At 56.8% G+C, this 21328-nt stretch carries 21 protein-coding genes and 1 riboswitch; of the genes, 8 read left to right on the top strand and 13 right to left on the bottom strand.

Going from position 1 to position 21328, the window contains the following annotated elements:
- Positions 1 to 113 precede the first annotated feature (113 nt).
- Positions 114 to 299 (top strand): 50S ribosomal protein L32, encoded by a 186-nt coding sequence (gene rpmF / locus AC0JZ1_RS19570; protein ID WP_377401619.1) that lies wholly within the window; start codon positions 114 to 116, stop codon positions 297 to 299.
- A gap of 126 nt (positions 300 to 425) precedes the next feature.
- Here the strand turns inward: rpmF and AC0JZ1_RS19565 are convergent, their stop codons facing one another.
- Together AC0JZ1_RS19565 and phaR are read right to left on the bottom strand one after the other, a co-directional pair.
- Complete coding sequence (locus AC0JZ1_RS19565) at positions 426 to 662, bottom strand: DUF378 domain-containing protein (protein ID WP_471884111.1); 237 nt, start codon at positions 660 to 662, stop codon at positions 426 to 428.
- 164 nt (positions 663 to 826) lie between these two features.
- A complete protein-coding gene (gene phaR / locus AC0JZ1_RS19560) occupies positions 827 to 1414 on the bottom strand; it encodes a polyhydroxyalkanoate synthesis repressor PhaR (RefSeq protein ID WP_471884110.1) in 588 nt (195 codons plus the stop codon).
- Positions 1415 to 1663: 249 nt separating this feature from the next.
- On the opposite strand from phaR, the gene AC0JZ1_RS19555 reads away from it, so the two are divergent.
- Both AC0JZ1_RS19555 and phbB read left to right on the top strand, forming a co-directional pair.
- Positions 1664 to 2845 carry an acetyl-CoA C-acetyltransferase gene (locus AC0JZ1_RS19555; protein WP_471884109.1) on the top strand — a complete coding sequence of 394 codons (1182 nt, stop codon included), beginning with the start codon at positions 1664 to 1666 and terminating at the stop codon, positions 2843 to 2845.
- A gap of 130 nt (positions 2846 to 2975) precedes the next feature.
- Entirely contained in the window at positions 2976 to 3701 is a 726-nt protein-coding gene (gene phbB / locus AC0JZ1_RS19550; protein ID WP_471884108.1) for an acetoacetyl-CoA reductase, read from the top strand.
- Positions 3702 to 3761: 60 nt separating this feature from the next.
- Here the strand turns inward: phbB and AC0JZ1_RS19545 are convergent, their stop codons facing one another.
- Both AC0JZ1_RS19545 and AC0JZ1_RS19540 read right to left on the bottom strand, forming a co-directional pair.
- Positions 3762 to 4016 (bottom strand): glycine zipper domain-containing protein, encoded by a 255-nt coding sequence (locus tag AC0JZ1_RS19545; RefSeq protein WP_471884107.1) that lies wholly within the window; start codon positions 4014 to 4016, stop codon positions 3762 to 3764.
- A gap of 42 nt (positions 4017 to 4058) precedes the next feature.
- A complete protein-coding gene (locus AC0JZ1_RS19540) occupies positions 4059 to 4214 on the bottom strand; it encodes a DUF3309 family protein (RefSeq protein ID WP_471884106.1) in 156 nt (51 codons plus the stop codon).
- A gap of 308 nt (positions 4215 to 4522) precedes the next feature.
- Here AC0JZ1_RS19540 and AC0JZ1_RS19535 point away from each other — a divergent pair, with 308 nt between their 5' ends.
- From AC0JZ1_RS19535 to AC0JZ1_RS19515, 5 genes are all read left to right on the top strand, one after another.
- Positions 4523 to 7534 carry a helicase-related protein gene (locus AC0JZ1_RS19535; RefSeq protein WP_471884105.1) on the top strand — a complete coding sequence of 1004 codons (3012 nt, stop codon included), beginning with the start codon at positions 4523 to 4525 and terminating at the stop codon, positions 7532 to 7534.
- A gap of 1 nt (position 7535) precedes the next feature.
- Positions 7536 to 7874, top strand: a complete 339-nt coding sequence (locus AC0JZ1_RS19530) for an RNA-binding S4 domain-containing protein (RefSeq protein WP_471884104.1) — start codon at positions 7536 to 7538, stop codon at positions 7872 to 7874.
- A 246-nt stretch (positions 7875 to 8120) separates the two neighbouring features.
- Positions 8121 to 8459, top strand: coding sequence for a ferredoxin FdxA (fdxA, locus tag AC0JZ1_RS19525; protein ID WP_471884103.1), 339 nt, complete (start codon positions 8121 to 8123; stop codon positions 8457 to 8459).
- 368 nt (positions 8460 to 8827) lie between these two features.
- On the top strand, positions 8828 to 9406 hold the full coding sequence (locus tag AC0JZ1_RS19520) for a CarD family transcriptional regulator (RefSeq protein WP_471884102.1): 579 nt from the start codon (positions 8828 to 8830) through the stop codon (positions 9404 to 9406).
- A gap of 295 nt (positions 9407 to 9701) precedes the next feature.
- Positions 9702 to 10565, top strand: coding sequence for an RNA polymerase factor sigma-32 (locus AC0JZ1_RS19515; protein ID WP_471884101.1), 864 nt, complete (start codon positions 9702 to 9704; stop codon positions 10563 to 10565).
- A gap of 63 nt (positions 10566 to 10628) precedes the next feature.
- On the opposite strand, the gene AC0JZ1_RS19510 is transcribed toward AC0JZ1_RS19515, so the two are convergent.
- From AC0JZ1_RS19510 to AC0JZ1_RS19470, 9 genes are all read right to left on the bottom strand, one after another.
- A complete protein-coding gene (locus tag AC0JZ1_RS19510) occupies positions 10629 to 11639 on the bottom strand; it encodes a PDR/VanB family oxidoreductase (RefSeq protein ID WP_471884100.1) in 1011 nt (336 codons plus the stop codon).
- 34 nt (positions 11640 to 11673) lie between these two features.
- Positions 11674 to 12411, bottom strand: coding sequence for a GntR family transcriptional regulator (locus AC0JZ1_RS19505; RefSeq protein WP_471884099.1), 738 nt, complete (start codon positions 12409 to 12411; stop codon positions 11674 to 11676).
- Between the two features lie 10 nt (positions 12412 to 12421).
- On the bottom strand, positions 12422 to 13471 hold the full coding sequence (locus AC0JZ1_RS19500) for an aromatic ring-hydroxylating dioxygenase subunit alpha (protein ID WP_471884098.1): 1050 nt from the start codon (positions 13469 to 13471) through the stop codon (positions 12422 to 12424).
- Between the two features lie 138 nt (positions 13472 to 13609).
- Positions 13610 to 15151, bottom strand: a complete 1542-nt coding sequence (locus AC0JZ1_RS19495) for a M48 family metalloprotease (RefSeq protein WP_471884188.1) — start codon at positions 15149 to 15151, stop codon at positions 13610 to 13612.
- A gap of 257 nt (positions 15152 to 15408) precedes the next feature.
- A complete protein-coding gene (locus AC0JZ1_RS19490; protein ID WP_471884097.1) occupies positions 15409 to 16056 on the bottom strand; it encodes a thiamine ABC transporter ATP-binding protein in 648 nt (215 codons plus the stop codon).
- The gene (gene thiP, locus AC0JZ1_RS19485) at positions 16037 to 17665 is read right to left on the bottom strand and encodes a thiamine/thiamine pyrophosphate ABC transporter permease (RefSeq protein WP_471884096.1); all 1629 of its coding nucleotides are present in this window, start codon (positions 17663 to 17665) and stop codon (positions 16037 to 16039) included. The genes AC0JZ1_RS19490 and thiP overlap by 20 nt, the downstream gene beginning before the upstream one ends.
- A 13-nt stretch (positions 17666 to 17678) precedes the next feature.
- Positions 17679 to 18689 carry a thiamine ABC transporter substrate binding subunit gene (thiB, locus tag AC0JZ1_RS19480; protein WP_471884095.1) on the bottom strand — a complete coding sequence of 337 codons (1011 nt, stop codon included), beginning with the start codon at positions 18687 to 18689 and terminating at the stop codon, positions 17679 to 17681.
- A gap of 42 nt (positions 18690 to 18731) precedes the next feature.
- Positions 18732 to 18840, bottom strand: a riboswitch (TPP riboswitch).
- A 55-nt stretch (positions 18841 to 18895) separates the two neighbouring features.
- Positions 18896 to 19345, bottom strand: a complete 450-nt coding sequence (locus AC0JZ1_RS19475) for a response regulator (RefSeq protein WP_471884094.1) — start codon at positions 19343 to 19345, stop codon at positions 18896 to 18898.
- A gap of 162 nt (positions 19346 to 19507) precedes the next feature.
- Entirely contained in the window at positions 19508 to 21325 is a 1818-nt protein-coding gene (locus AC0JZ1_RS19470) for an ABC-F family ATP-binding cassette domain-containing protein (RefSeq protein WP_471884093.1), read from the bottom strand.
- Positions 21326 to 21328 lie beyond the last annotated feature (3 nt).

The raw sequence follows: 21328 nt of genomic DNA, 5'->3' as shown, positions 1-21328 counted from the left end.
AAAGCTGCCTGTGGCATGTATAAGCCCGGCAAATTTCCGAGATCGAGGCGGGTCATGTGCGGTCTAAAACTGACCGACGACTTAAGCTTTGCACGCTATTTGGAGTAACGAAAATGGCAGTACCGAAGAGAAAAGTGAGCCCGTCAAAGCGCGGTATGCGCCGTTCGGCTGACGCCCTGAAGAACCCGACCTTCGTCGAAGACAAGAACTCGGGTGAGCTGCGTCGTCCGCACCACATCGACCTGAAGACCGGCATGTACCGTGGTCGTCAGGTTCTGACGCCGAAGGAAAGCGCATAACGCTTTTCCTGTCGCATCAGCGATTGCACAAGGGCTGGCGTTTCGCCGGCCTTTTTGCTGTTGATACGGTAAAAAATAAAGGCCGGAAGAGCTCCGGCCTTTGAAGAATTCGAGCAGGCTACCGGATTAACGGCGGAGGGTATTGGCTTCCGCAGCCGTTTCACCCACCTGCATGGCCCGCATGAACGGCATCAGCTGCCACAGGGCAGAGAGACCGACGAGAATGTAGACGATCCTGGACAGCGTGGCGTCTTGACCGCCGAAAAGCGCTGCGACGAGATCGAACTGGGCAAGACCGACGAGCAGCCAGTTCAGACCGCCGATGATGACTAAAAGAAGTGTGATCAGGTTGATGGCACGCATGTTTTTCTCCTCTATACATGCGGCTAACCGGAGAATGCGGTCACAGTTCCAGCTCTCGACAACACGGGAACGTGAGTTTTTCATTTCAGCTCAATAAGATGCCAAAATGTAAAAAAGCCGCAGCGAAGAGCTACGGCTTTTGCAATGCAAAGTCTGACGCGGAATTACGAGCCCATGCTGTCCAGACGCGTTTGCAGGCTGCGCAGCTGTTCCTTCAACTCATCCAGATCGCGTGGATCGGTGTTCTTCTTCGCCTCGCCCGTCTGTCCTGCCGTAGCACCGAAGGGGGAGAACATCTGCATGGCCTGACGGAACATCTCGGTGTTGCGACGCACCTGCTCCTCCATCATCTGCATTGGCATCTGCAAGTTCTTGGTCAGCGGAGACTCACCCAAGGCGCGTGTCATGTGCTCGCGCATCTGCGCCTGTTGGTCGGTAAAGGTCTTCATCGAGTGTTCGAGGAATGTCGGCACCACCATCTGCATCTGATCGCCATAATAGGAAATCAGTTGGCGCAGGAAGGATATCGGCAGAAGCGTGTTGCCCGTCTTTGATTCTTGCTCGAAGATGATCTGTGTCAGCACGGAATGGGTGATATCCTCACCGCTTTTCGCATCCTGAACAGTAAAATCTTCTCCGCGCTTGACCATTTGCGCCAAGTCTTCAAGCGTCACGTAGGTGCTTGTGCCTGTGTTGTAGAGCCGGCGGTTGGCATATTTTTTTATGACAACGTCACCATCCGTCTTGGCCATATCTACCTCCTCATCCCGTCAATATAGTTCGTATTTTATTGCTCCCGAAACGGGACATTACGCTCAAATGCGCACGACTGACAATGTTTTTGTGCAATGCAAGAGCGAGTGAAGTTTTGCGATGCAGCATTCCATGTTGCGCAGATTTGACAAATGCCACGTAAATTCCTTTTGCCTGCCCCTTTGACTTGCAACGAAAGCTTTGCCAGTCTTTGGTGCAAAGACACAAAGGATTCTGGAGGATACCCAATGAGCCAACAATCCATCGTCATCGCATCCGCAGCCCGCACGGCAGTGGGTTCCTTCAATGGTGCGTTTGCGAACGTGCCTGCCCACGAGTTGGGCGCTGCAGCAATCAAGGCCGCGTTGGAACGCGCAAAGGTTGAAGCGGCTGAGGTGGATGAAGTCATTCTCGGACAGGTTCTTCCTGCCGGCGAAGGGCAGAACCCGGCGCGCCAGGCGGCCATGAAGGCGGGCATCCCGCAAGAAAAGACTGCATGGGGCCTCAACCAGCTCTGCGGGTCCGGTCTTCGCGCAATTGCACTCGGTATGCAGCAGATCGCGCTCGGCGATGCCAAGATCATCGTTGCCGGTGGTCAGGAATCCATGTCCATGGCGCCCCATTGTGCGCATCTTCGCAATGGCACCAAGATGGGTGACATGAAGATGATCGACACCATGATCAAGGACGGCCTGACGGATGCCTTCTATGGTTACCATATGGGCATCACGGCGGAAAACATTGCCCGCCAGTGGCAGCTTTCCCGCGATGATCAGGATCAGTTCGCGGTTGCCTCTCAGAACAAAGCGGAAGCCGCCCAGAAAGCCGGTCGCTTTGCCGATGAAATCGCCCCCTTCATCATCAAGGGCCGTAAGGGTGATGTGACGGTGGATGCAGACGAATATATCCGTGCCGGTGCGACGCTTGAGGGCATGACGAAGCTTCGCCCTGCCTTCGATAAAGAAGGTACAGTGACCGCGGGCAATGCGTCCGGCATCAATGATGGGGCGGCTGTCGCCCTTCTCATGACAGAAGAAGAAGCCGCCCGCCGTGGCATCGCACCGATGGTCCGCATCGTTTCCTGGGCAACGGCTGGCGTCGATCCGCAGATCATGGGCACTGGCCCCATCCCCGCTTCCCGCCGTGCACTTGAAAAGGCTGGCTGGTCCGTGGGCGATCTCGATCTGGTGGAAGCAAACGAAGCTTTTGCCGCTCAGGCTTGTGCAGTGAACAAGGACATGGCCTGGGATCCATCTATCGTCAACGTCAACGGTGGTGCGATTGCGATTGGCCATCCTATTGGCGCGTCGGGTGCCCGCGTACTCAACACGCTTCTGTTTGAAATGAAGCGCCGTAGCGCAAAGAAGGGTCTTGCAACACTCTGCATCGGCGGCGGCATGGGTGTTGCCATGTGCTTCGAAGCACTCTGATCGATCATTTTAGATCGCGAACTTTAGAAGGCTCCCGGCGGAGCCTTCTCTACTGCTGAAATATTTATTCAGAAAGCGCTTTTTTCGTCCGTGCACGGGGCCGGACCAACCAACAGAGGGGGAATATAGCATGTCCAGAACTGCCTTGGTGACAGGTGGAACGCGAGGGATTGGCGCAGCTATTGCACTCGCTTTGAAAACGGCAGGCTATAAGGTCGCCGCCACTTACGCCGGAAATGAGGAAAAAGCCCACGCTTTCCGCGATGTGACAGGCATTCCCGTATTCAAGTGGGATGTTTCTTCATACGAGGCCTGTGTGGCTGGTATTGCCAAGGTGGAGGCCGAGGTGGGGCCGGTGGATGTTTTGGTCAATAATGCTGGCATCACGCGGGATGCCATGTTCCACAAGATGACGCCTGCCCAGTGGGACGAGGTGATCAACACCAATCTGACTGGCCTCTTCAACATGACGCACCCCGTCTGGTCTGGCATGCGTGACCGCAATTTCGGTCGCATCATCAATATTTCCTCGATCAATGGCCAGAAAGGCCAGATGGGACAGGCGAATTATTCCGCCGCCAAGGCTGGCGATATCGGCTTTACCAAGGCTCTGGCGCAGGAGGGGGCGGCCAAAAACATCACCGTCAACGCCATTTGCCCCGGTTATATTGCGACGGAAATGGTCATGGCCGTGCCAGAAAAGGTCATGAACGAACGTATCCTACCGCAAATTCCGGTCGGGCGCCTGGGTCAGCCAGAGGAAATCGCACGTTGCGTTGTCTTCCTTGCCTCAGATGAAGCTGGCTTTATTACTGGCTCGACGATCACAGCGAATGGCGGCCAGTATTTCGTCTAATACATAAAAAGAAAGGCCGGTGCTGGACCGGCCTTTCCTTCAACTTCCTGAGGGAAGAAATTAGCGGCAACGCGCCTCGTAGGTGCGGCCATAACGGTCGCGATAGACGCAATAGCCACGACGCTCCTGGGACTGGCCAATCGCTGCGCCGACGAGACCGCCGCCAACAGCGCCAACAGCTGCACCGCCCCAGCTATTTGTTACAGCGCCACCGATCACGGCTCCCGTGCCAGCGCCGATAGCTGTGCCTCGTTCTGTTGCTGTGCAGGATGCAAGAGCGCCGACCATTGCGGCTGCAGCGATAATCTTTTTCATGGGTCCAGTTCCTTCCCTGTTAAACCTTGATCTTATTAAACCTTAGATCCTGCCCATCAGCAGCAGGATGATGATGATGAGAACCACGAGTCCCAGTCCGCCAGAAGGGCCGTATCCCCAACCGCGACTATATCCCCAGTTCGGCAGAGCGCCGATCAAGAGCAGGATCAAAATCACGAGAAGAATAGTGCCTAGCATGTTGGCCTCCGATGCAGGAATGCGGCGTTTTATTGTCCGTGCGGCGAAAACGACAGCCGAGGCTTTTGGTTCCATCCATGTTTTTCTTTTTCCTGCATTTCTTGCGGATGTGACCCGACGCTAAAACCATCCAGAATTGGATGAGAAATCCCGTAGATTTGGAGGAGGCAGAAGAGCCTGCTGCAAGCAAAACCACTGGTGGCCTGTATTTGTGCTTGCCATTCCGATCAGGGATCGCCATGTGTGGGTTTACGCCGGAACGCTGGCGCTCACTGAGATGCGGATACAAGGTTTTGAATTCCCAGCCCATGATCTTGAGCGGTCGCGGCGTCACCGCGGTCCTCGGCCCCACCAATACCGGCAAGACGCATTATGCCATTGAGCGCATGGTGGCGCACGGCTCCGGGGTAATCGGCCTTCCTTTGCGTTTGCTTGCGCGTGAGGTTTATACGCGTCTGGTTGAGAAGGTTGGGGCAAAGCATGTGGCTCTGGTCACGGGCGAGGAAAAGATCTCGCCGCCCAATGCCCGCTTTTCCGTCTGTACTGTTGAAGCCATGCCGCGGGAAACCAAAGCGGCCTTTGTTGCTATCGATGAAGTTCAGCTGGCAGGTGATCTGGAGCGCGGCCATATATTTACGGACCGCATCCTGCATCTGCGTGGAAGGGAGGAGACGCTTCTTCTTGGTGCCGGCACCATGCGGCCCATTCTGGAAAAGCTTCTCCCTGGTATTACAGTCATCGAGCGGCCACGCCTTTCCACGCTGTTCTATGCAGGGCAGAAAAAGATCACTCGGCTTCCGCAACGTACCGCCATCGTCGCCTTCTCGGCAGATGAAGTTTACGCAATTGCGGAATTGATCCGCCGTCAGCGCGGCGGTGCAGCCGTGGTACTTGGAGCTTTGAGCCCGCGCACCCGCAACGCGCAGGTGGGCCTCTATCAATCCGGCGATGTGGAATATCTGGTGGCGACCGATGCGATCGGCATGGGTTTGAACCTCGATGTCGATCATGTGGCCTTTGCGCAAGATCGAAAGTTCGACGGCTACCAGTTTCGCAATCTCAATCCTGGCGAGTTGGGGCAGATCGCTGGCCGAGCCGGACGTCATTTGCGTGATGGCACATTTGGTGTGACCGGACAGGTCGCGCCATTTGACGAGGAACTGGTCGAGCGGATCGAATCGCATCACTTCGATTCGGTAAAAGTGTTGCAGTGGCGCTCAAAGGCGTTGGATTATTCGTCGCTCAGAAATCTGCGTGCCAGCCTCGATGTCGCGCCTGCCGTTCAGGGTCTGACGCGTGCTCTGCCCTCGACCGATAGCCAAGCGCTGGACCATCTGGCCCGTTATCCAGAGATTATCGACCTCGCGACCACGCCTGAACGCGTGGAAAAGTTGTGGGAGGCCTGTGCTCTTCCCGATTACCGGCGTATAACGCCAGCCCAGCACGCGGACCTGATTTCGACTATATTTTCGGATCTGGTGCGAATCGGCTGGGTGAATGAAGATTTCATGGCCGAACAGGTAAAGCGCGCCGACCGTACGGATGGAGAGATCGATACTCTCTCGGCGCGCATTGCCCAGATTCGAACTTGGACGTATGTATCCAACCGGCCCGGTTGGCTGGCGCATCCGACACACTGGCAAGAAAAGACTCGGGAAATCGAGGACAGGTTGTCGGACGCGCTGCATGAAAGGTTGACGAAACGCTTTGTTGATCGCAGGACATCTGTGCTCATGAAGCGCCTGAGAGAGAATGCGATGCTGGAAGCTGAAATCAGTGTGAATGGAGATGTCTTCGTCGAGGGACATCACGTCGGTCAACTAGCCGGTTTCCGGTTTACGCCGATTGCGGGTACGGAAGGTCCGGATGCCAAGGCCATCCAGGGTGCGGCGCAGAAGGCGCTGGCGCTGGAGTTCGAGGCCCGTGCTGCCCGTCTCTATGCCTGTGGCAACAACGATCTGGCCATCGGGTCTGACGGTTCCCTCCGTTGGCTGGGTGAGCCTGTCGCAAAGCTTTCCGCAAGCGATCACATCATGCATCCGCGCGTCATCCTGCTTGCTGATGAGCAGTTGACCGGCAACGCCCGTGACCATGTTGCCGCTCGTCTTGAGCGCTTCGTCAATCACCATATTGCGACCGTGCTGAAGCCCTTGGATGATCTTTCGCGTGCGGAGGATCTGCAGGGTCTGGCCAAGGGGCTGGCATTCCAGCTCGTGGAAAACCTCGGAATTCTCTTCCGCCGTGACGTCGCAGACGATGTGAAGTCGCTGGATCAGGATGCGCGCGCTTCCATGCGCCGCTATGGCATTCGCTTCGGCGCTTACCACATCTTCATGCCGGCTCTTTTAAAGCCCGCACCTGCGGAACTCATCACGTTGCTCTGGGCCTTGAAGAATGACGGTCTCGACAAGCCGGGCTATGGCGACCTTATTCCTGCGCTGGCAGCTGGCCGTACCTCTGTGGTGACGGAACCGACATTTGAGCGGACTTTCTACAAGCTGGCGGGTTTTCGCTTCCTTGGGAAGCGTGCCGTGCGCGTAGATATCCTCGAGCGTTTGGCCGATCTCATTCGCCCGCTCCTCCAGTGGAAGCCGGGCACAAGCCCTCGTCCGGAAGGAGCTTATGACGGCCGCCGTTTCACGACGACGACCGCAATGCTTTCCATTCTCGGTGCAACACCGGACGATATGGAAGAAATTCTCAAGGGTCTTGGCTATCGCGCCGATGCGGTAACGCCGGAAGAGGCTCAGGCACATCTGACAAGCCAGCAGCCTGCAACAGCTGAAGTTTCTGTCGAAACGACAACGGAAGCGGATGCAACGGCTGATGCCGATTCGTCTTCTGAAGGGACTTCGGAAACAAGCGAGGCTCCTGCACCAGCGGAAGCACAGGCTGTGGAAGCGCCTTCTGCGGAGGCGGGTGAAGCATCGGCACCTGAAGAGCCAAAGCCCGTCCTGCTGTGGCGTCCAGGCGGCGGCCGCACCGAGAACCAGCGTGGCGCCCGCCCGCAGGGTGATCGTCGTCCTCAGGGCCAAGGTCAGCAGCGTCAGGGCGAAAATCGTCGCGACCAGCGCAATGGCGGCGAACGCAACGAGCAGGGCAACCGCAACAATCGCGACGGCGGTAAGCCGAACCGCGATCGCAATGAGCGTCGTCCCGAAGGCCGTAACGAGCGCCCACGTAACGAGCGTCAGGACCGGGGTGGCAAATCGCCGCAACCGGTTCGTTTCGAAGCTAAGCCGCCACGCAAGGAGAAGCCGATGGACCCGGATTCACCTTTCGCAAAGCTGGCTGCGCTGAAAGAGCAGATGAAGAAGTAAGATGACGGACGAGCCACTTGGAGAACAGCGGCAACGCATCGACAAGTGGCTCTTCTTTACTCGGCTAGTTAAATCGCGTGCCTTGGCACAAACCCTCATCCACCATGGTTTCGTGCGCATCAACGGGCAGGTTGTTCAGCAATCCAGCCGAATGGTGAAGGTGGGAGATCGCATCGATCTTGCACTCGAAGGTGGGGACAAGGTGGTGCTTGTCCGGGCGGCGGGAGAGCGTCGCGGGCCTTTTTCCGAAGCAATGCAGCTTTATAGTGACCAGTCGCAACCGGGCGAACGAATGACGCCGTTCGAGCGGGCGCAGCGGTCGGTGAAGTCTCTCAAATAGACCGAATTTCAGGCTTTGCCCCTTTGTGAAAATTCCATCCTCTGGCTGGACTTCCCTGAGTGAAACCATCCTTTCTGCAGGAATCTGCGGATTGTTCATTCTTGCCAAGCTCTGCCAAAGCCTTTAGGGACAGGGTGTAAAAGCAGTACGCCTGCTTTATCTTCCCTTCAGTGCGGGCTTGCCTCGCGCCAGTGCCGGTTCTTCGTCCAACCGGTGCCGTAACGCTAGATGTCGTTGGAGTGCCTCATGACGTATGTCGTGACCGATAATTGTATTCGTTGCAAATATACCGACTGCGTCGAAGTTTGTCCGGTGGATTGCTTCTACGAAGGCGAGAACTTTTTGGTCATCCATCCGGACGAATGCATCGATTGCGGCGTGTGCGAACCGGAATGTCCGGCCGAAGCCATCAAGCCCGATACTGAGCCGGGCCTCGACAAGTGGCTGAAGGTGAACGCCGAATACGCGCAGGTATGGCCAAACATCACCGTCAAGCGCGATGCCTTGCCCGAGGCAAAGGAAATGGATGGTGTTGAAAACAAGTTCGAGCAGTACTTTTCTGCCGAGCCAGGCAAGGGCGACTAAGCTCTCCTGATCTGCGATCTTTAAGGCTTGCTTAAGGATTAGACACTTGCGAATCGTTGCATTCGTGTGACGGTGAAACCAAATCGTTGATTTACGCCAATTTTTGTGGTACACCATAAAAACTGTTCCACAAAGCGGCATTCGCGTGCCCAAAAAACATCACGAAAGCAACATAGCAACCAGCGCGGTCTCCGTGACAAGTCATGTGTATGGACGTTGTCGATGATAATTGCGCAGGGTGTTAGTTTTCGCGCGCGTTTGGCGGACCAGTATGGAGTCACCCGACGGTTCCCCCGTCTCATCCGGGCCTGACTGACCCGGCCCTAGCCATGGATGGCTGGGTGCGTAACAGGGAGTTTGTTAAACGAATGACGACCCAGCAGAAAAAATCTTCAGCGCGCCACGGATTCAAGACCGGTGAGGCCATCGTCTATCCGGCGCACGGAGTGGGTACTATCTCGGCAATCGAAGAGCAAGAAGTGGCTGGCATGAAGCTGGAGCTTTTCGTCATCGATTTTGAAAAGGACAAGATGCGTCTCAAGGTTCCGGTCGCAAAGGCCGTCAGCATTGGTATGCGCAAGCTTTCCGAAACTGATTTTGTTGAACGTGCATTAAAGGTCGTTCAAGGCAAGGCGCGTGTAAAGCGTACCATGTGGTCGCGTCGTGCGCAGGAATACGATGCCAAAATCAATTCCGGCGATCTGATTTCCATCGCGGAAGTCGTTCGTGACCTTTATCGCGCTGAAAATCAACCAGAGCAATCCTATTCCGAACGTCAGCTTTACGAAGCTGCTCTTGATCGCATGGCGCGGGAAATTGCTGCCGTGAACAAGATGTCGGAAACGGAAGCTGTGCGTCTGGTCGAGACGAATCTGGCGAAAAGCCCGAAACGCGGCAAAACAGTTGACGAAGATGAAGCGCACGAAGAAGCTGAGGAAGCTGCATAAGCTTCCGCTTCAAAAGCTGATTTTGAAAACCCGGCGAAAGCCGGGTTTTTTTATGGGAACTTCTGACCCCTTGAAGCGTTAACCCGCCGGAACGGCGAGAAGTGCTGCCTTTTTGCACTTGTCGCCATCGCAACGGAATTCAAGCCATTCGGCCATCGAAGGGCTCGCATTTCGAGCCAGGGGAACATGAACGCATGATATTCAGGCCTATTTCAGAGCCAAGCCGCCCGCGGTCGTGCCGCAGGGCGCGCTCGCATGCGCAATTTTCAGGTCAATCAGTTTCATGGAGAGCGCTATGAACGCCATGTCCGCAGACCGCAACATGATCAAAATCGCCATGTCTGCTCCCTACCTCGCCCGTGAGGAGGAGCGCGACCTTGCCGTGCGCTGGAAGGACGATCAGGATCAGGATGCTCGCAACCAGATCGCCTTGGCTCACATGCGTCTCGTTATCGCCATGGCATCCAAATTCCGCGGGTTCGGTTTGCCGATGAGCGACCTTGTTCAAGAAGGCTATGTAGGGCTACTGGAAGCGGCGGCAAGGTTTGAGCCAGCCCGTGATGTGAGATTTTCTACCTATGCCAGCTGGTGGATCAGAGCTTCCATGCAGGATTACATTTTGAGGAACTGGTCTATCGTGCGTGGCGGCACCAGTTCCGCCCAAAAGGCGCTCTTCTTCAATCTCCGCCGTCTGCGTGCAAAGCTCGCTCGGGGCGATAGCAATCTGACGGCCCGCGCCATTCACGAAGAAATCGCAACTGCTCTGGGTGTGAGTGTTGCTGATGTCCAAACCATGGATGCCCGCCTTTCTGGCAATGATGCTTCCTTGCAGGCTCCTTCAATATCTGGCGATTCCGATAGTGCCGAGCGTCTCGATCTGCTTGAAAGTGCTGAGCCGCTGCCGGATGAGCAGGTCTCGGGCATGATCGACGGCGAGCGCCGCATGAAGTGGCTGCAGGGTGCGCTGACCAAGCTTAACGACCGCGAAAAAAAGATTATTCGGGCTCGCCGCTTGACGGATGATGGCGCAACGCTTGAGGCTTTGGGTGCGGAGCTTGGTATTTCCAAGGAGCGCGTTCGCCAGATCGAAAGCAGAGCGATCGAAAAGCTGAAATCGGCCCTGGTTCATCTCAACCCACAGATGGCGGCAGCCTGCTGACGTTTCTGAAAATCGGGGAAGCCGAATGATGACGGCTTCCCAGACTTTACTCTTTGTCTGTTTCTACGCAGTAGCGCTTGATAATTGAGGGCTGCTAGGCGCATGTTCTTTGCGATAGCCCGTATCGATTGTCACGCATCCACCAACAGCGCGTGAAACACAGGCGCACATCTTCACCTCGTGATGGCGCTCTTCTTCTGAGAAAAACACATCGCGGTGATCGATTGGCGCTGAGGTTTCAACGACGTTCACAGCGCACAGACCGCATTCTCCCCGCCGACAGTCATAGATCATATCAATACCAGCATCGATCAGCGCATCCAGCATTGTCTGGTCAGCGCGTACCTCAACACTGCGTCCATGCTGCGGAATGGCAACGGTGAAGGCTTGCTCGGCAACCCGACCGCTATCGCCAAACACTTCGAAGCGCAGGCGGCTCATCGGACGACCGCTTGCCCGCCATAGATTGCGTGCCGCTTCCAGCATGCCATGGGGGCCGCAAAGATAGGCTTCTCCATCCGGTGGCAGGCTCGCAAATTCAGCAGCCAGATCGAAAGCTTGTCCCTCCTCTTGCGCAAAGGTTTCCAATCGATCACCGAGAAGGTTGCGCAGTTCATCGATGAAGGCCATCTGCTCTTTGCTTTTTGCCCCATAGATCAGCCGAATGGATTGTCCGCGTGCAGCAAGTACCTTCGCCATGCCGTAGATGGGGGTGATCCCAATGCCGCCAGCAACGAGCAGGTAATGTGAAGCGCGCCAGGACAGCTCAAAGCGGTTTTCCGGTTCAGTCACTTCCGTTCGGTCGCCGGGAGAGAGTGTCCAGATGAAGGACGAGCCACCGCGGCTGTTGGGGTGTAGTTTCACCGCGATTTTCAGCGTGCCCGGCGCGCTTGGCAATACCGTATAGGTGCGTATTGCCGGGCCACCACCGATCATCACTTTGATATTTGTGTGAGACCCGGGATCGAATTGCGCTTGCAAACCATCGACGGCAAAAGTCACCGCCCGCACATCCTCTGCCGGGTTCTCAATAGAAATAACGCGAGCTGCGCGCCATTCCAGTTTGGAACGCATGAATACCTCCTCCAAAATAGTCTTGTCGTTCTTCTCAGCCCGACATCAGGGTCAGAGCCATCACTTTTCTGCGCAGATCGGGCTGCTCCTCCACCACGAAATCTAGATTTTGCCGCGCAAGCCGCGCATGTTCTCGCGCCACAGCTTCAGCGCGCGATCCTTCCTTCAGTGAAATGGCTGATACGATGGCCTTATGCTGCATCTGCGCTACGATCAGTGTTCGGTGGAACGCTGGTATGTCCGCACGTGGATTCACAAAGGCGTTGGGGCTGGCGAAGGGCAGGCTTGTCATCCGCTCTATTTCCCGCAACAAAAGCTCGCTTTCGCAAAGGCTCCAGAGCAGGCGGTGAAACTCCCCATTCAGCACTTCGTAACGTTCGAAATCCATCTCATGCGCATCTGCCTGCATCACGAGGTCGAGCTGTCTTGCTACGTCCTCAAGCTTGCGAAGTTGAGCGGGTTTTACGCTGCGCTCAGCGGCCAATCTGGCCGCAGTCCCCTCCAGGACACCTCGAAGCTCAATAGCATCCATGACCTCCTGCTTGCTGAAGGAGCGAACCGCATAGCCACCAGATGGTATCAGCGCTACCAGCCCTTCCTGCTCCAGCCGCTGCAGGGCACTGCGAAGCGGCGTGCGAGACACGTTGAGGCGCTGCGCCAAAGCTACCTCTGACAGCCGCTCCCCCGGTTCGATCTCGCCCGTCAGGACGAGATCGCGCAGTGCCAGCAGCGCCTTGGCACTTTGCTGCTTCGGTTCACGTTCAGTTTCCAAGCCCACCATATTACTCCGCAGCAACGGCGTGTGGACGTGTCTCCGCATCGATCATTCTGTCGATGAGCTTGCGCGCCCACATGGAGCCCGCATCGATGTTGAGATTGTAGAAGGTGTGATCGGGATTGGCATCGATAGCTCGCTGCTGTGCTTCCAGCACCACTTCGTCCTCCCGGAAAACGCCTGCCACGCCTTCACGCAATTCATGGGTACGCGCCTGGTTGCCAAGATCATAATTGCGGGCGAAGGCCCAGAAATAAAGACAGGTCTTGTCCGTTGCGGGGGTGATTGTGTTCAGCACAAAGCCGTTGACACCCTTTGATCGGTCACCATCCTTGGCACCGGTTCCGGCTTCGGCCACGCCCACATCGATGGTGACGGTGCAAGGAGCCTCAAACCGAATGATCTGCCAGCGATCCACCTTGCCGGGGCGGCCATATTGCTTAGCCCAAAAAGGTGGTGGATCGATGTTGTCCATCCAGCGGGTGATGTAGGCGAAGCGGTCGGAATGGCTTGATTGGAAGGGCGCTTCTGCCACCTCGCGGTTGCCGATGGAGGAGCCGTGAACAAAGGTTTCGTGGGTCAGGTCCATCAGGTTATCAACCACGAGCCGGTAATCGCATTTCACCTCGATCAGCTTGCCGTCGGCTGCCCAATCCGGGTGCTGGTTCCAGTGCAGGTCAGGGATGAGCGATGGGTCTGCCAGCGCCGGATCGCCCGGCCAGATCCAGATGAAGCGGTGCTTTTCGGCAATCGGGTAGGATTTCACGCAAGCCGAAGGATTAATCGTTTCCTGTGAGGGCATGTATACACACCGACCTGTCTCATCAAATTCAAGGCCGTGGTAGCCACAAATCACATTGTCGCCTTCCAGGCGCCCGAGCGATAGCGGCACGAGCCTGTGCCAACAGGCATCCGCGAGCGCGACTGGCGTGCCATTTTTCTTGCGATACAGCACAACAGGTTTGTTGCAGATAGTGCGCGGCAGAAGCGCATGCTTCAGCTCCACATCATAGGCAGCAGCGTACCAGGCATTCATGGGAAAGGTTGGCTTAGACATGATCAGTTCTCCTCCTGATAAGGAAGAGTGGCTGACTGTATACAATCTGTCAATTGATAAGCCAAGATTAGTCGTCGAGTGGCCGTATACCGCACTACGCTATATGCTGTGTATACAGAACGGGCTTGACGCCTTGCTTCAATCCGAAATGATCTTCACCCGCTGACCGGGTGAGATAGCGGCACCCGTCGGCAGCGCATTGATGAGCCGGAAGAGATCGAGCTTACGGTCTGTGCCCATCATGCGGGCGGAAAGTGTGGTGATCGTATCGCCCGGCTGTGCAGTCAGCACGCGAACGCGCAGGGGTTTTAGGCTCGCCGCTTCCTGCGGTGTCATCTTGCGGAAGCTGTTGCGCAGCGTTTCTGCTGTGGCCTGTAGTGTGGTGTTACCCTTTGGCACGGCGGTCAGGAAGCGGAAAATCCGCTTGTCCATGCGCACGACTGTTACGTCAAAATCCCACCGCTCTGCCGATGCCTTTGCTGTTGCCGCTGGCATGCCGTTAACGGTCGTTTCCTGCACCGTGTCTGGCAGCAAGCCTGCCACCCAGCCGCTCGTCAGATAGTTTGTGAGGCTTTGGTTTGCAGGCGCTTCCACGCCATCGAAGCGGATTGCCGTCTCATCTGGCCCCGTCGCCAGCACGGCCTCAGCCTTGTTATCAATGCGGAAGCCCGGCGGTACATCGAATCGAATGCCGAGGCCACCATGCAGGAAGGTTTGATCCCGCACATAGCCTTCTTCCGGGCTGTCACCATAAAGCAGCCCGTCAATGCCGGTCAGGTAATAGTCGCGACCCCGATCGCCAACGCTTCCTTCCTGCCCGAAGGCGCGGGCGTGCTGGCGCGCCAGTTCCACGCGCTGCGGCGCGTTCGGGTGGCTGGAGAGGAAGTCGAGGCTCTGGTCGTTTTCCGGATCGACGGAGGAGAAGCGCGCATAGGCGGCCATGGAATCCAGGAAGCGGGCCGCGGCATAGGGGTCGTAACCGGCTTCACCCAGCATGCGCACGCCAATAACATCGGCCTGCAATTCCTGCTGGCGCGAGAAGGCGGCAAGGCGCAGCTTTCCGCGAGCCAAGGCCTGCTTGCCCGCCAGATCGCTGGAGAGAACTTCAGCCACGACACGGCTTGCAATCACTTCTGCTTCTTCGCGCTTCTGGCGCTCGATGCCGTGATTTGCGGTCACGTGGCCCATTTCGTGGCTCAGAACCGCCGCCACTTCCGAGGCGTCATTGGCAAGAGCCAGCAATCCACGAGTGACGTACAGATAGCCGCCGGGCAGAGCAAACGCGTTGATGGCCGGAGAGTTGAGGATGGTGATGCGATAGGATTGGTTCGGGTTTTCCGAGACAGCCGTCAGCGCACCGGCAATTCGCGCCACCAATCGCTCTGTCTTGGCGTCGTGATATTCGCCGCCATAGCTCGCCACGATACGCGGATGTTCGCGCGCACCCATGGCAGCGCGGGGATCGTTTTTCTGAACCGTATCGACAATTTGCGGATTGGTCGAAGGCTTGAGGTCGGCGGTATAGGTCTGGTCAATGATCGACTGGCAGCCGCTCAGAACAATGGCAGCGGCAAGCAGGCTCGACATGATGCGTAAGTGGGCGCGCCGCCGCGCTGGGGCGCGCAAGGAGGCGCGTCGCCGTGCTGGGCGGCTCATGCCATTCACCGTGCCAACATTCATCTTGCCGGCGTTATCATCACGTCCAGTCGGAATTATCATTCTTCCAAGCCCGCCATCCGGCGCATCCTGCGGCATCCACGTTGGCCGCGATCTCCTGCGTTCATCGCGGATGGCCAGATCACTCACATGAACCATAACTGTTCCAGAAAGGAATAGCAGGTGCAAGCAAGCATCATTCCGCTTTTTTCTGCAATGCGGCATTGCACTGATGAACGTCTAAAATGTGGCGGAAGCTCTTGCCACGTCCGCATCGCCCACTAAGCGGCGCTAATCCTGCCGTCCTGAACAGTTATAGCACGGGCTCCCAGGCGTCCCACATCATCCGCATTATGACTTACTAAAATAATGGTCTGGCCTGTCTCCTGATGCAAGTCGGCAAGCAGGTCCGCCATCCGCTGACGCAGATCACTATCCAGTGAGGCGAATGGTTCATCCAGTAACAGTACCGGCTTTCGCCGCACAAGGGCGCGGGCAAAGGTGGCGCGTTGTCGCTCTCCACCGGAAAGCGTGCCAGGTTTGCGATTGCCCAACTCGCCAAGGCCCACTCGGCTCAACGCGGCTGCCACGGCGTGCCAATCCGCTTCGTTTAGTTTCAGCGCCGGGTTAAGGCCAAGTGCGACATTCGTCGCCACATCCAGATGGGCAAAGAGATTGTTATCTTGAAACACGATAGATACGGGGCGTTCTGCCGGGTGAAGCGTGGTCACATCCTTGTCATCAATGAAAACAGCACCTTCAGATGGCGTCTCGAAGCCCGCAATCAGGTTGAGCAGGGTCGATTTACCTGAACCGGAGGGTCCGACAATCGCGGTTATACGGCCTTTCTCGATCTTGCAATCGAAGGCGAAATTCTTGTCGCCCAGCCGAAGCCGGGTAGCGCGTAATTCAACCATTGTGTTTGTCACGCCGCCACTCCCCGGAGTTCGTTGTGCCCAGAAGAGTGAGGGCGAGGCACACCAGGCCCAGCGCCAAGGCCAGTCCATCGGCATCGTTGGTACGATAGCTTCCCATGCTGCTGTAAACCAGCCAAGGCAGTGTCACGAGATCCTGCGAGCCAAAGAGAGCAACGGCACCCAGATCTCCCAACGATAGAGCCATGGCAAAGGAAAGCGCCATGAGAAATGGTTTTCGCAAAATCGGCCAATCCACGATCCGCAATCTGGTGATGCCGACAAGGCCAAGGCTTGCGCTGAGGCGATCGGTCTGGGCCAGATGAGCGCGATAAGCTGGCTCCAGCACGCGGATCACGAAAGGCAACGCCATCAGCATGTTGATCGCAGCAATCATGAAGGGCGCGAGCCGGTTTACCTCGCCAAGGCTTCTGGCAAGCAAAAACCAGCCGGTTCCCAGCACCACCGGAGGCACCAGAAGCACAAGCGAGGACAGGCTGGACAGCGCCAAATTCAAGGTGTGGTGAGACCAGCGCTTGCTGCCGATATCGCGAATGGCTGCTTGAGCCCGCAAGATGGCGAAGGCCGTAAAAACAGACATCAACCCCGCCATCAGCGCGATGATAAGGCTCGTTGCCAAGGCCTGATGGAAGGATGAGGATGAGGCAAGCCGCACGAGGTCTGCATTCAACCCGCGCACTAAAATCGCCCCGAGAGGCAGCAGCAGAAACAGGCTCGCCAGCAGGATGACCAGCCCGTCCCACGCTCTATTCTTGACAGCGGTTCCATCGAAGCGGCGCAGACGGCGGCCTTCGCCAACTCGGTCATCCTCCGCTTTCGGAAGCAGGGAGAGCGCAGTAAGCACAATCACGGTCAGGCCGATTTGCAGCATGGAAAGCGCAACGGCGCGAGGCGGGTCAAAATCAAACCGCAGGGATTGATAGATTGCCACTTCCAGCGTTGTCGCCGCCGGTCCGCCACCCAAAACCAGAACCAGGGTAAAGCTCGTGGCGCAGAGCATGAAAATCAGACCCGCCGCGCCCGCCATGCTGCGCATGAGGATGGGAAGCTCAATCAGCCTGAAGATGCTCCAGCTGGACATGCCAAGGCTGGCGCTCAAGCGCCAATATTCCTGGGGCAGCCGCTCCAGTGTCGCCAGCAGCAGCCGCGCAGCCAGCGGCAGGTTGAAGAAAACATGGGCAATCAGAATTCCGCTCAACCCGTAAATGCTGATCGGCTGGCGAATACCAAGCTCCGCCAGCATTTGGTTGAAGACACCCTGGCGACCGAAAATCCCAATCAGCCCTAGAGCGCCGATCAACACAGGCAGACCCATGGGAACTGCCATCAGCCGAATGAGCCAGATGCGTCCGGAAAAGCGTGTCTGCCGTGCCAGTGCCAGTGCCACCGGAACACCGAACAGGATGGACAAAGCCGTGGAAAGCACGGCCTGAAGCAAAGTAAAACGGAGAATGCCGATGGTGTAGTCATCAAACAGCAGTCCGCTTGAGGGAGCAGCCGCGCCCAACAGCGTTAAAACAGGCACCAGGATAGCCAGCGAAAGCCCTGCCAGTGTTGCAATTCCTAAGCCAAGGCCATTTCGCTGCTGGCGTTTCGTCAGCATCCTCCGTTTAGCCTCACTTCATGCTCATGGCACTCAGCCATTCCCTTATCCAACCCTGCCGGTTCTTTGCCACCTCTTCCGGTGACATAAGAAAGGTCTTGCCCACGTCCGGCAGTTTCGAGAAAGCGTCAGGCAGAGGGTCTTTCGTGGCAGCCGCTGGCATCATCCAGTTGGTGGTTGGAATGATGGTCTGGAACTCAGGCGATAGCGTGAAAGCCAGGAATTTTCGCGCAAGGTCCTTGTTCTGCGAGGATTTGAGTGCGCCTGCCACTTCGATCTGAATGTAATGACCTTCCTCGAACTTCGCGGCTTTGTATCGATCCGTCTTTTCCTCCACCATGTGATAGGCTGGCGAAGTAATATAGGAAAGAACCATGGGCGCTTCACCCTTGGTGAAGAGGCCGTAAGCTTCCGACCAGCCGGGGGTCACAGTCAAAACGCGGTTCTTCAACCTGCCCCAGGCCTCAGGTGCCTTGTCGCCGTAGACAGATTTCACCCACAATAGCAGGCCGAGGCCGGGTGTAGAGGTGCGGGGATCTTCAATCACGATCTTCTGGGAGGCATCGCCTTCAACCAGTTCCTTCAGGCTCTTGGGTACATTCTTGAGTGTATCGCTGTCGTAAACCACTGCGAAGTGGCCGTAATCATAGGGAACGAACGTGCTGTCCGTGAAGCCGCCTGGGATTTTGGCAGCTGATGTATCTATGCCGTGCTCTTCGAACAGGCCGGTCTGTTTTGCTTCTTCGATCAGATTGGTATCAAGCCCTAGCGCCACATCTGCCTTGGAGGTCTGGCCTTCCAGCTTGAGACGCGTCAGAAGGGCGACGCCATCCGCCACGCCCACGAAATTCACCGTGCAGTCGCAAGTTTTCTCAAAGGCGGCCTTCACCTTCGGTCCCGGTCCCCAGTCAGAGAGGAAGCTCTCATAGGTGTAGACCGTCAGGCTCTTCTTGTCCTGCGCATGGGCAGAGCCCGCGGCAAGGAGCACGGAAAGTGCGGCCAGAGAAATTTGCAGGGACTTCATGGTTCAACGCCTCCAAACATCTTAAAACTTGGGAATAGGCGTCGATGGATGCCGTCTAATCCCTCCGCCGGTGTTAGCCGGATCAGGTTCCGCGGGTTGGCTGGGTCTCCTCAGCCTCTCAGCCACTCTCGTGGCACCCCGTTAGAGCTAGCAGATGTGTAATCAGAGCCGCTGTTCTTGGCAAGCGGCAGGTATCAAGCTGCCCTTTACTGGTTCGCGGCCAGTGCGCGCAGCTGATAGGGAACGGCAGCAATGCCACCCAGCCGATTGGCAACGGCATAGGCCACGGTTTCCTGCAAAATGTGTGGCATCACAGGTTTGGTCAGCACCCCAAGCGTCGCAGCATCGTGTCCAGCAAGCTGCTCAGGATTGGCCGTCATGAACACGACGGTAATACCGAACCGTTCCGCCAATTCGCGACCGATGGAGGGCCCCGTCGCGCCATCGGAAAGATTGACATCCACGAACGCAATATCAGCCGTGGGCGCAAGCCGCAAAGCATGCTCCCTTGCACTGGCAAAGCCGCTCACTTTCAGGCCCATTTCTTCCACCGTTTCGGCGATATCGAGAGCGATCAAAAACTCGTCTTCGACGATCAGAACTCTTTGATTCATGGCTGCATCTTCCAGCCGACGACGCATAACTTGAGTCGACATGGGACCATCCCCTTCGTTGAAACCTGATCAGCAGTAACATCATGTCCTGCCATCAAAGTCCCGAACGTGCCAATTTGGGAATTGTTCCGGTTTTAGTTGATGCTGGTGAATACTAACGGAACGTTAATCCAAACAATTACTTAAGGCTGTAGAAGACCGCTTCTACCCCTCAAGTTGCTCACGCAGCATTTCCAGTTCGAGCCATTCTTCCTCCATCGCAGTCAGTTTATTGCGCAAACCTTCCAGTTCTGCAGCAATGCGGTTGAAGGAAGTGGGGTCCTTGGTGAAGAGGTTCGGATCAGCCATTTTGGCCTCGCGAGCGGCAATGTCCTTCTCAATCTTTTCCATCTCCTTGGGCAGATTTTCGAGCGCGAATTTCTGCTTGTAGGAAAGCTTGGATTGGTTTCTGGACTGTGCAGGAGCAGAAGCGATTTCGGACTTTACCTTTTCACGCTCGGCCTTTTTCTTTTCCTCCTGTGCGCCGCGGCGCTGCGCCATCATGTCCGTATAGCCACCGGCATATTCAATCCAGCGTCCATCCGGTGCATCCGGGTTTGCCGGTGCAATGGTGGAGGTGACCGTGCGGTCGAGAAAGTCACGGTCGTGGCTGACAAGGATGACGGTGCCACTGTAGCCCGCGACAATTTCCTGCAACAGGTCCAGCGTTTCGATATCCAGATCGTTGGTCGGCTCGTCGAGGATCAGCAGGTTGGAGGGCTTTGCCATGATCCGCGCCAAAATCAGGCGCGCCCGTTCACCACCGGAAAGGTTGCGGATTGGAGTGCGCATCTGCTCCGGCTGGAATAGGAAGTCCTTCATATAGCCCGCAACATGGCGCTGCTCGCCATTCACCAGCAGGCTCTCCCCCCGTCCATCTGTCAGGTAATGGCTGAGCGAGTCTTCCGGGTTCAGGTCTTCGCGCTTCTGATCCAGCGTTGCGATTTCCAGATTGGTGCCGAGCTTTATGGTCCCGGAATCCGGCTCCAGCTGGCCTGTCAGCATTTTAAGAAGCGTCGTCTTGCCAGCACCATTCGGGCCCACAAGGCCGATGCAATCTCCACGGTGGACGCGAAGCGAGAAGGGCGCGACGATCTGGCGCTCGCCATAGCTCTTGGTAATGGCTTCCGCCTCGATCACCAGCTTGCCGCTTTCGCGGCCTTCGCTCACCGCTGCCTGAATGGTGCCCTGCGGACCACGATGGCCGCGATAGTCGGCACGTAGATTTTGCAACTCGCCCAGACGGCGCATATTGCGCTTGCGGCGGGCCGAAACGCCATAGCGAAGCCAGTGTTCTTCTCGCTCAATCTGGCGTCCCAGCTTGTGCTGCTCGATCTCTTCAGCTTCCAGCACTTCATCACGCCATGCTTCGAAATGGCCAAAGCCGCGATCCAAGCGGCGGGAAAGGCCGCGATCCAGCCAGACGACAGCGGTCGAAACCTTTTCCAGAAAGCGGCGATCGTGCGAAATCAGGACCAGTGCGCTGCGGCTCTTTTGCAATTCGCCTTCCAGCCATTCGATTGTCGGCAGGTCCAGATGGTTGGTCGGCTCATCCAGCATCAGAATGTCTGGCTCAGGTGCCATCACCCGCGCGAGAGCCGCGCGGCGGGCCTCGCCGCCGGAAAGGCGCTTCGGGTCTTCCTGTCCGGTCAGGCCCAGGTGGTTCAAGAGGTAGGTCACACGGTAGGGGTCGTCGCCCGGTCCAAGGCCCGCTTCGCAATAGGCCTGCACCGTGGTGAAGCCGCCAAAATCCGGGGCCTGCTCCAGATAGCGGATGGTGGAGGAGGGGTGGCGGAACACCTCGCCCGATTGGGCTTCGACCAGACCCGCCGCAATTTTCATCAGCGTGGATTTGCCAGAGCCATTGCGGCCGACAAGGCAGATGCGGTCACCCGGTTCCACCTGCATGTTGGCTCCGTCCAGAAGCGGCGTGCCGCCGAAGCTGAGGCGAATATCGTCGAGTTTAAGAATTGGAGGTGCCATGAT

This window comes from Affinirhizobium capsici, from assembly GCF_977018625.1.
This window is presented reverse-complemented; position numbering and strand designations above follow the sequence as displayed.

What these genes read in the sequence shown, in the direction of transcription:
- rpmF (WP_377401619.1), top strand. Translation starts at nt 114, where the DNA reads ATGGCAGTACCGAAGAGAAAAGTGAGCCCGTCAAAGCGCGGTATGCGC.
- AC0JZ1_RS19565 (WP_471884111.1), bottom strand. Translation starts at nt 662, where the DNA reads ATGCGTGCCATCAACCTGATCACACTTCTTTTAGTCATCATCGGCGGT.
- phaR (WP_471884110.1), bottom strand. Translation starts at nt 1,414, where the DNA reads ATGGCCAAGACGGATGGTGACGTTGTCATAAAAAAATATGCCAACCGC.
- AC0JZ1_RS19555 (WP_471884109.1), top strand. Translation starts at nt 1,664, where the DNA reads ATGAGCCAACAATCCATCGTCATCGCATCCGCAGCCCGCACGGCAGTG.
- phbB (WP_471884108.1), top strand. Translation starts at nt 2,976, where the DNA reads ATGTCCAGAACTGCCTTGGTGACAGGTGGAACGCGAGGGATTGGCGCA.
- AC0JZ1_RS19545 (WP_471884107.1), bottom strand. Translation starts at nt 4,016, where the DNA reads ATGAAAAAGATTATCGCTGCAGCCGCAATGGTCGGCGCTCTTGCATCC.
- AC0JZ1_RS19540 (WP_471884106.1), bottom strand. Translation starts at nt 4,214, where the DNA reads ATGCTAGGCACTATTCTTCTCGTGATTTTGATCCTGCTCTTGATCGGC.
- AC0JZ1_RS19535 (WP_471884105.1), top strand. Translation starts at nt 4,523, where the DNA reads ATGATCTTGAGCGGTCGCGGCGTCACCGCGGTCCTCGGCCCCACCAAT.
- AC0JZ1_RS19530 (WP_471884104.1), top strand. Translation starts at nt 7,536, where the DNA reads ATGACGGACGAGCCACTTGGAGAACAGCGGCAACGCATCGACAAGTGG.
- fdxA (WP_471884103.1), top strand. Translation starts at nt 8,121, where the DNA reads ATGACGTATGTCGTGACCGATAATTGTATTCGTTGCAAATATACCGAC.
- AC0JZ1_RS19520 (WP_471884102.1), top strand. Translation starts at nt 8,828, where the DNA reads ATGACGACCCAGCAGAAAAAATCTTCAGCGCGCCACGGATTCAAGACC.
- AC0JZ1_RS19515 (WP_471884101.1), top strand. Translation starts at nt 9,702, where the DNA reads ATGAACGCCATGTCCGCAGACCGCAACATGATCAAAATCGCCATGTCT.
- AC0JZ1_RS19510 (WP_471884100.1), bottom strand. Translation starts at nt 11,639, where the DNA reads ATGCGTTCCAAACTGGAATGGCGCGCAGCTCGCGTTATTTCTATTGAG.
- AC0JZ1_RS19500 (WP_471884098.1), bottom strand. Translation starts at nt 13,471, where the DNA reads ATGTCTAAGCCAACCTTTCCCATGAATGCCTGGTACGCTGCTGCCTAT.
- AC0JZ1_RS19495 (WP_471884188.1), bottom strand. Translation starts at nt 15,151, where the DNA reads ATGAATGTTGGCACGGTGAATGGCATGAGCCGCCCAGCACGGCGACGC.
- thiP (WP_471884096.1), bottom strand. Translation starts at nt 17,665, where the DNA reads ATGCTGACGAAACGCCAGCAGCGAAATGGCCTTGGCTTAGGAATTGCA.
- thiB (WP_471884095.1), bottom strand. Translation starts at nt 18,689, where the DNA reads ATGAAGTCCCTGCAAATTTCTCTGGCCGCACTTTCCGTGCTCCTTGCC.
- AC0JZ1_RS19475 (WP_471884094.1), bottom strand. Translation starts at nt 19,345, where the DNA reads ATGTCGACTCAAGTTATGCGTCGTCGGCTGGAAGATGCAGCCATGAAT.
- AC0JZ1_RS19470 (WP_471884093.1), bottom strand. Translation starts at nt 21,325, where the DNA reads ATGGCACCTCCAATTCTTAAACTCGACGATATTCGCCTCAGCTTCGGC.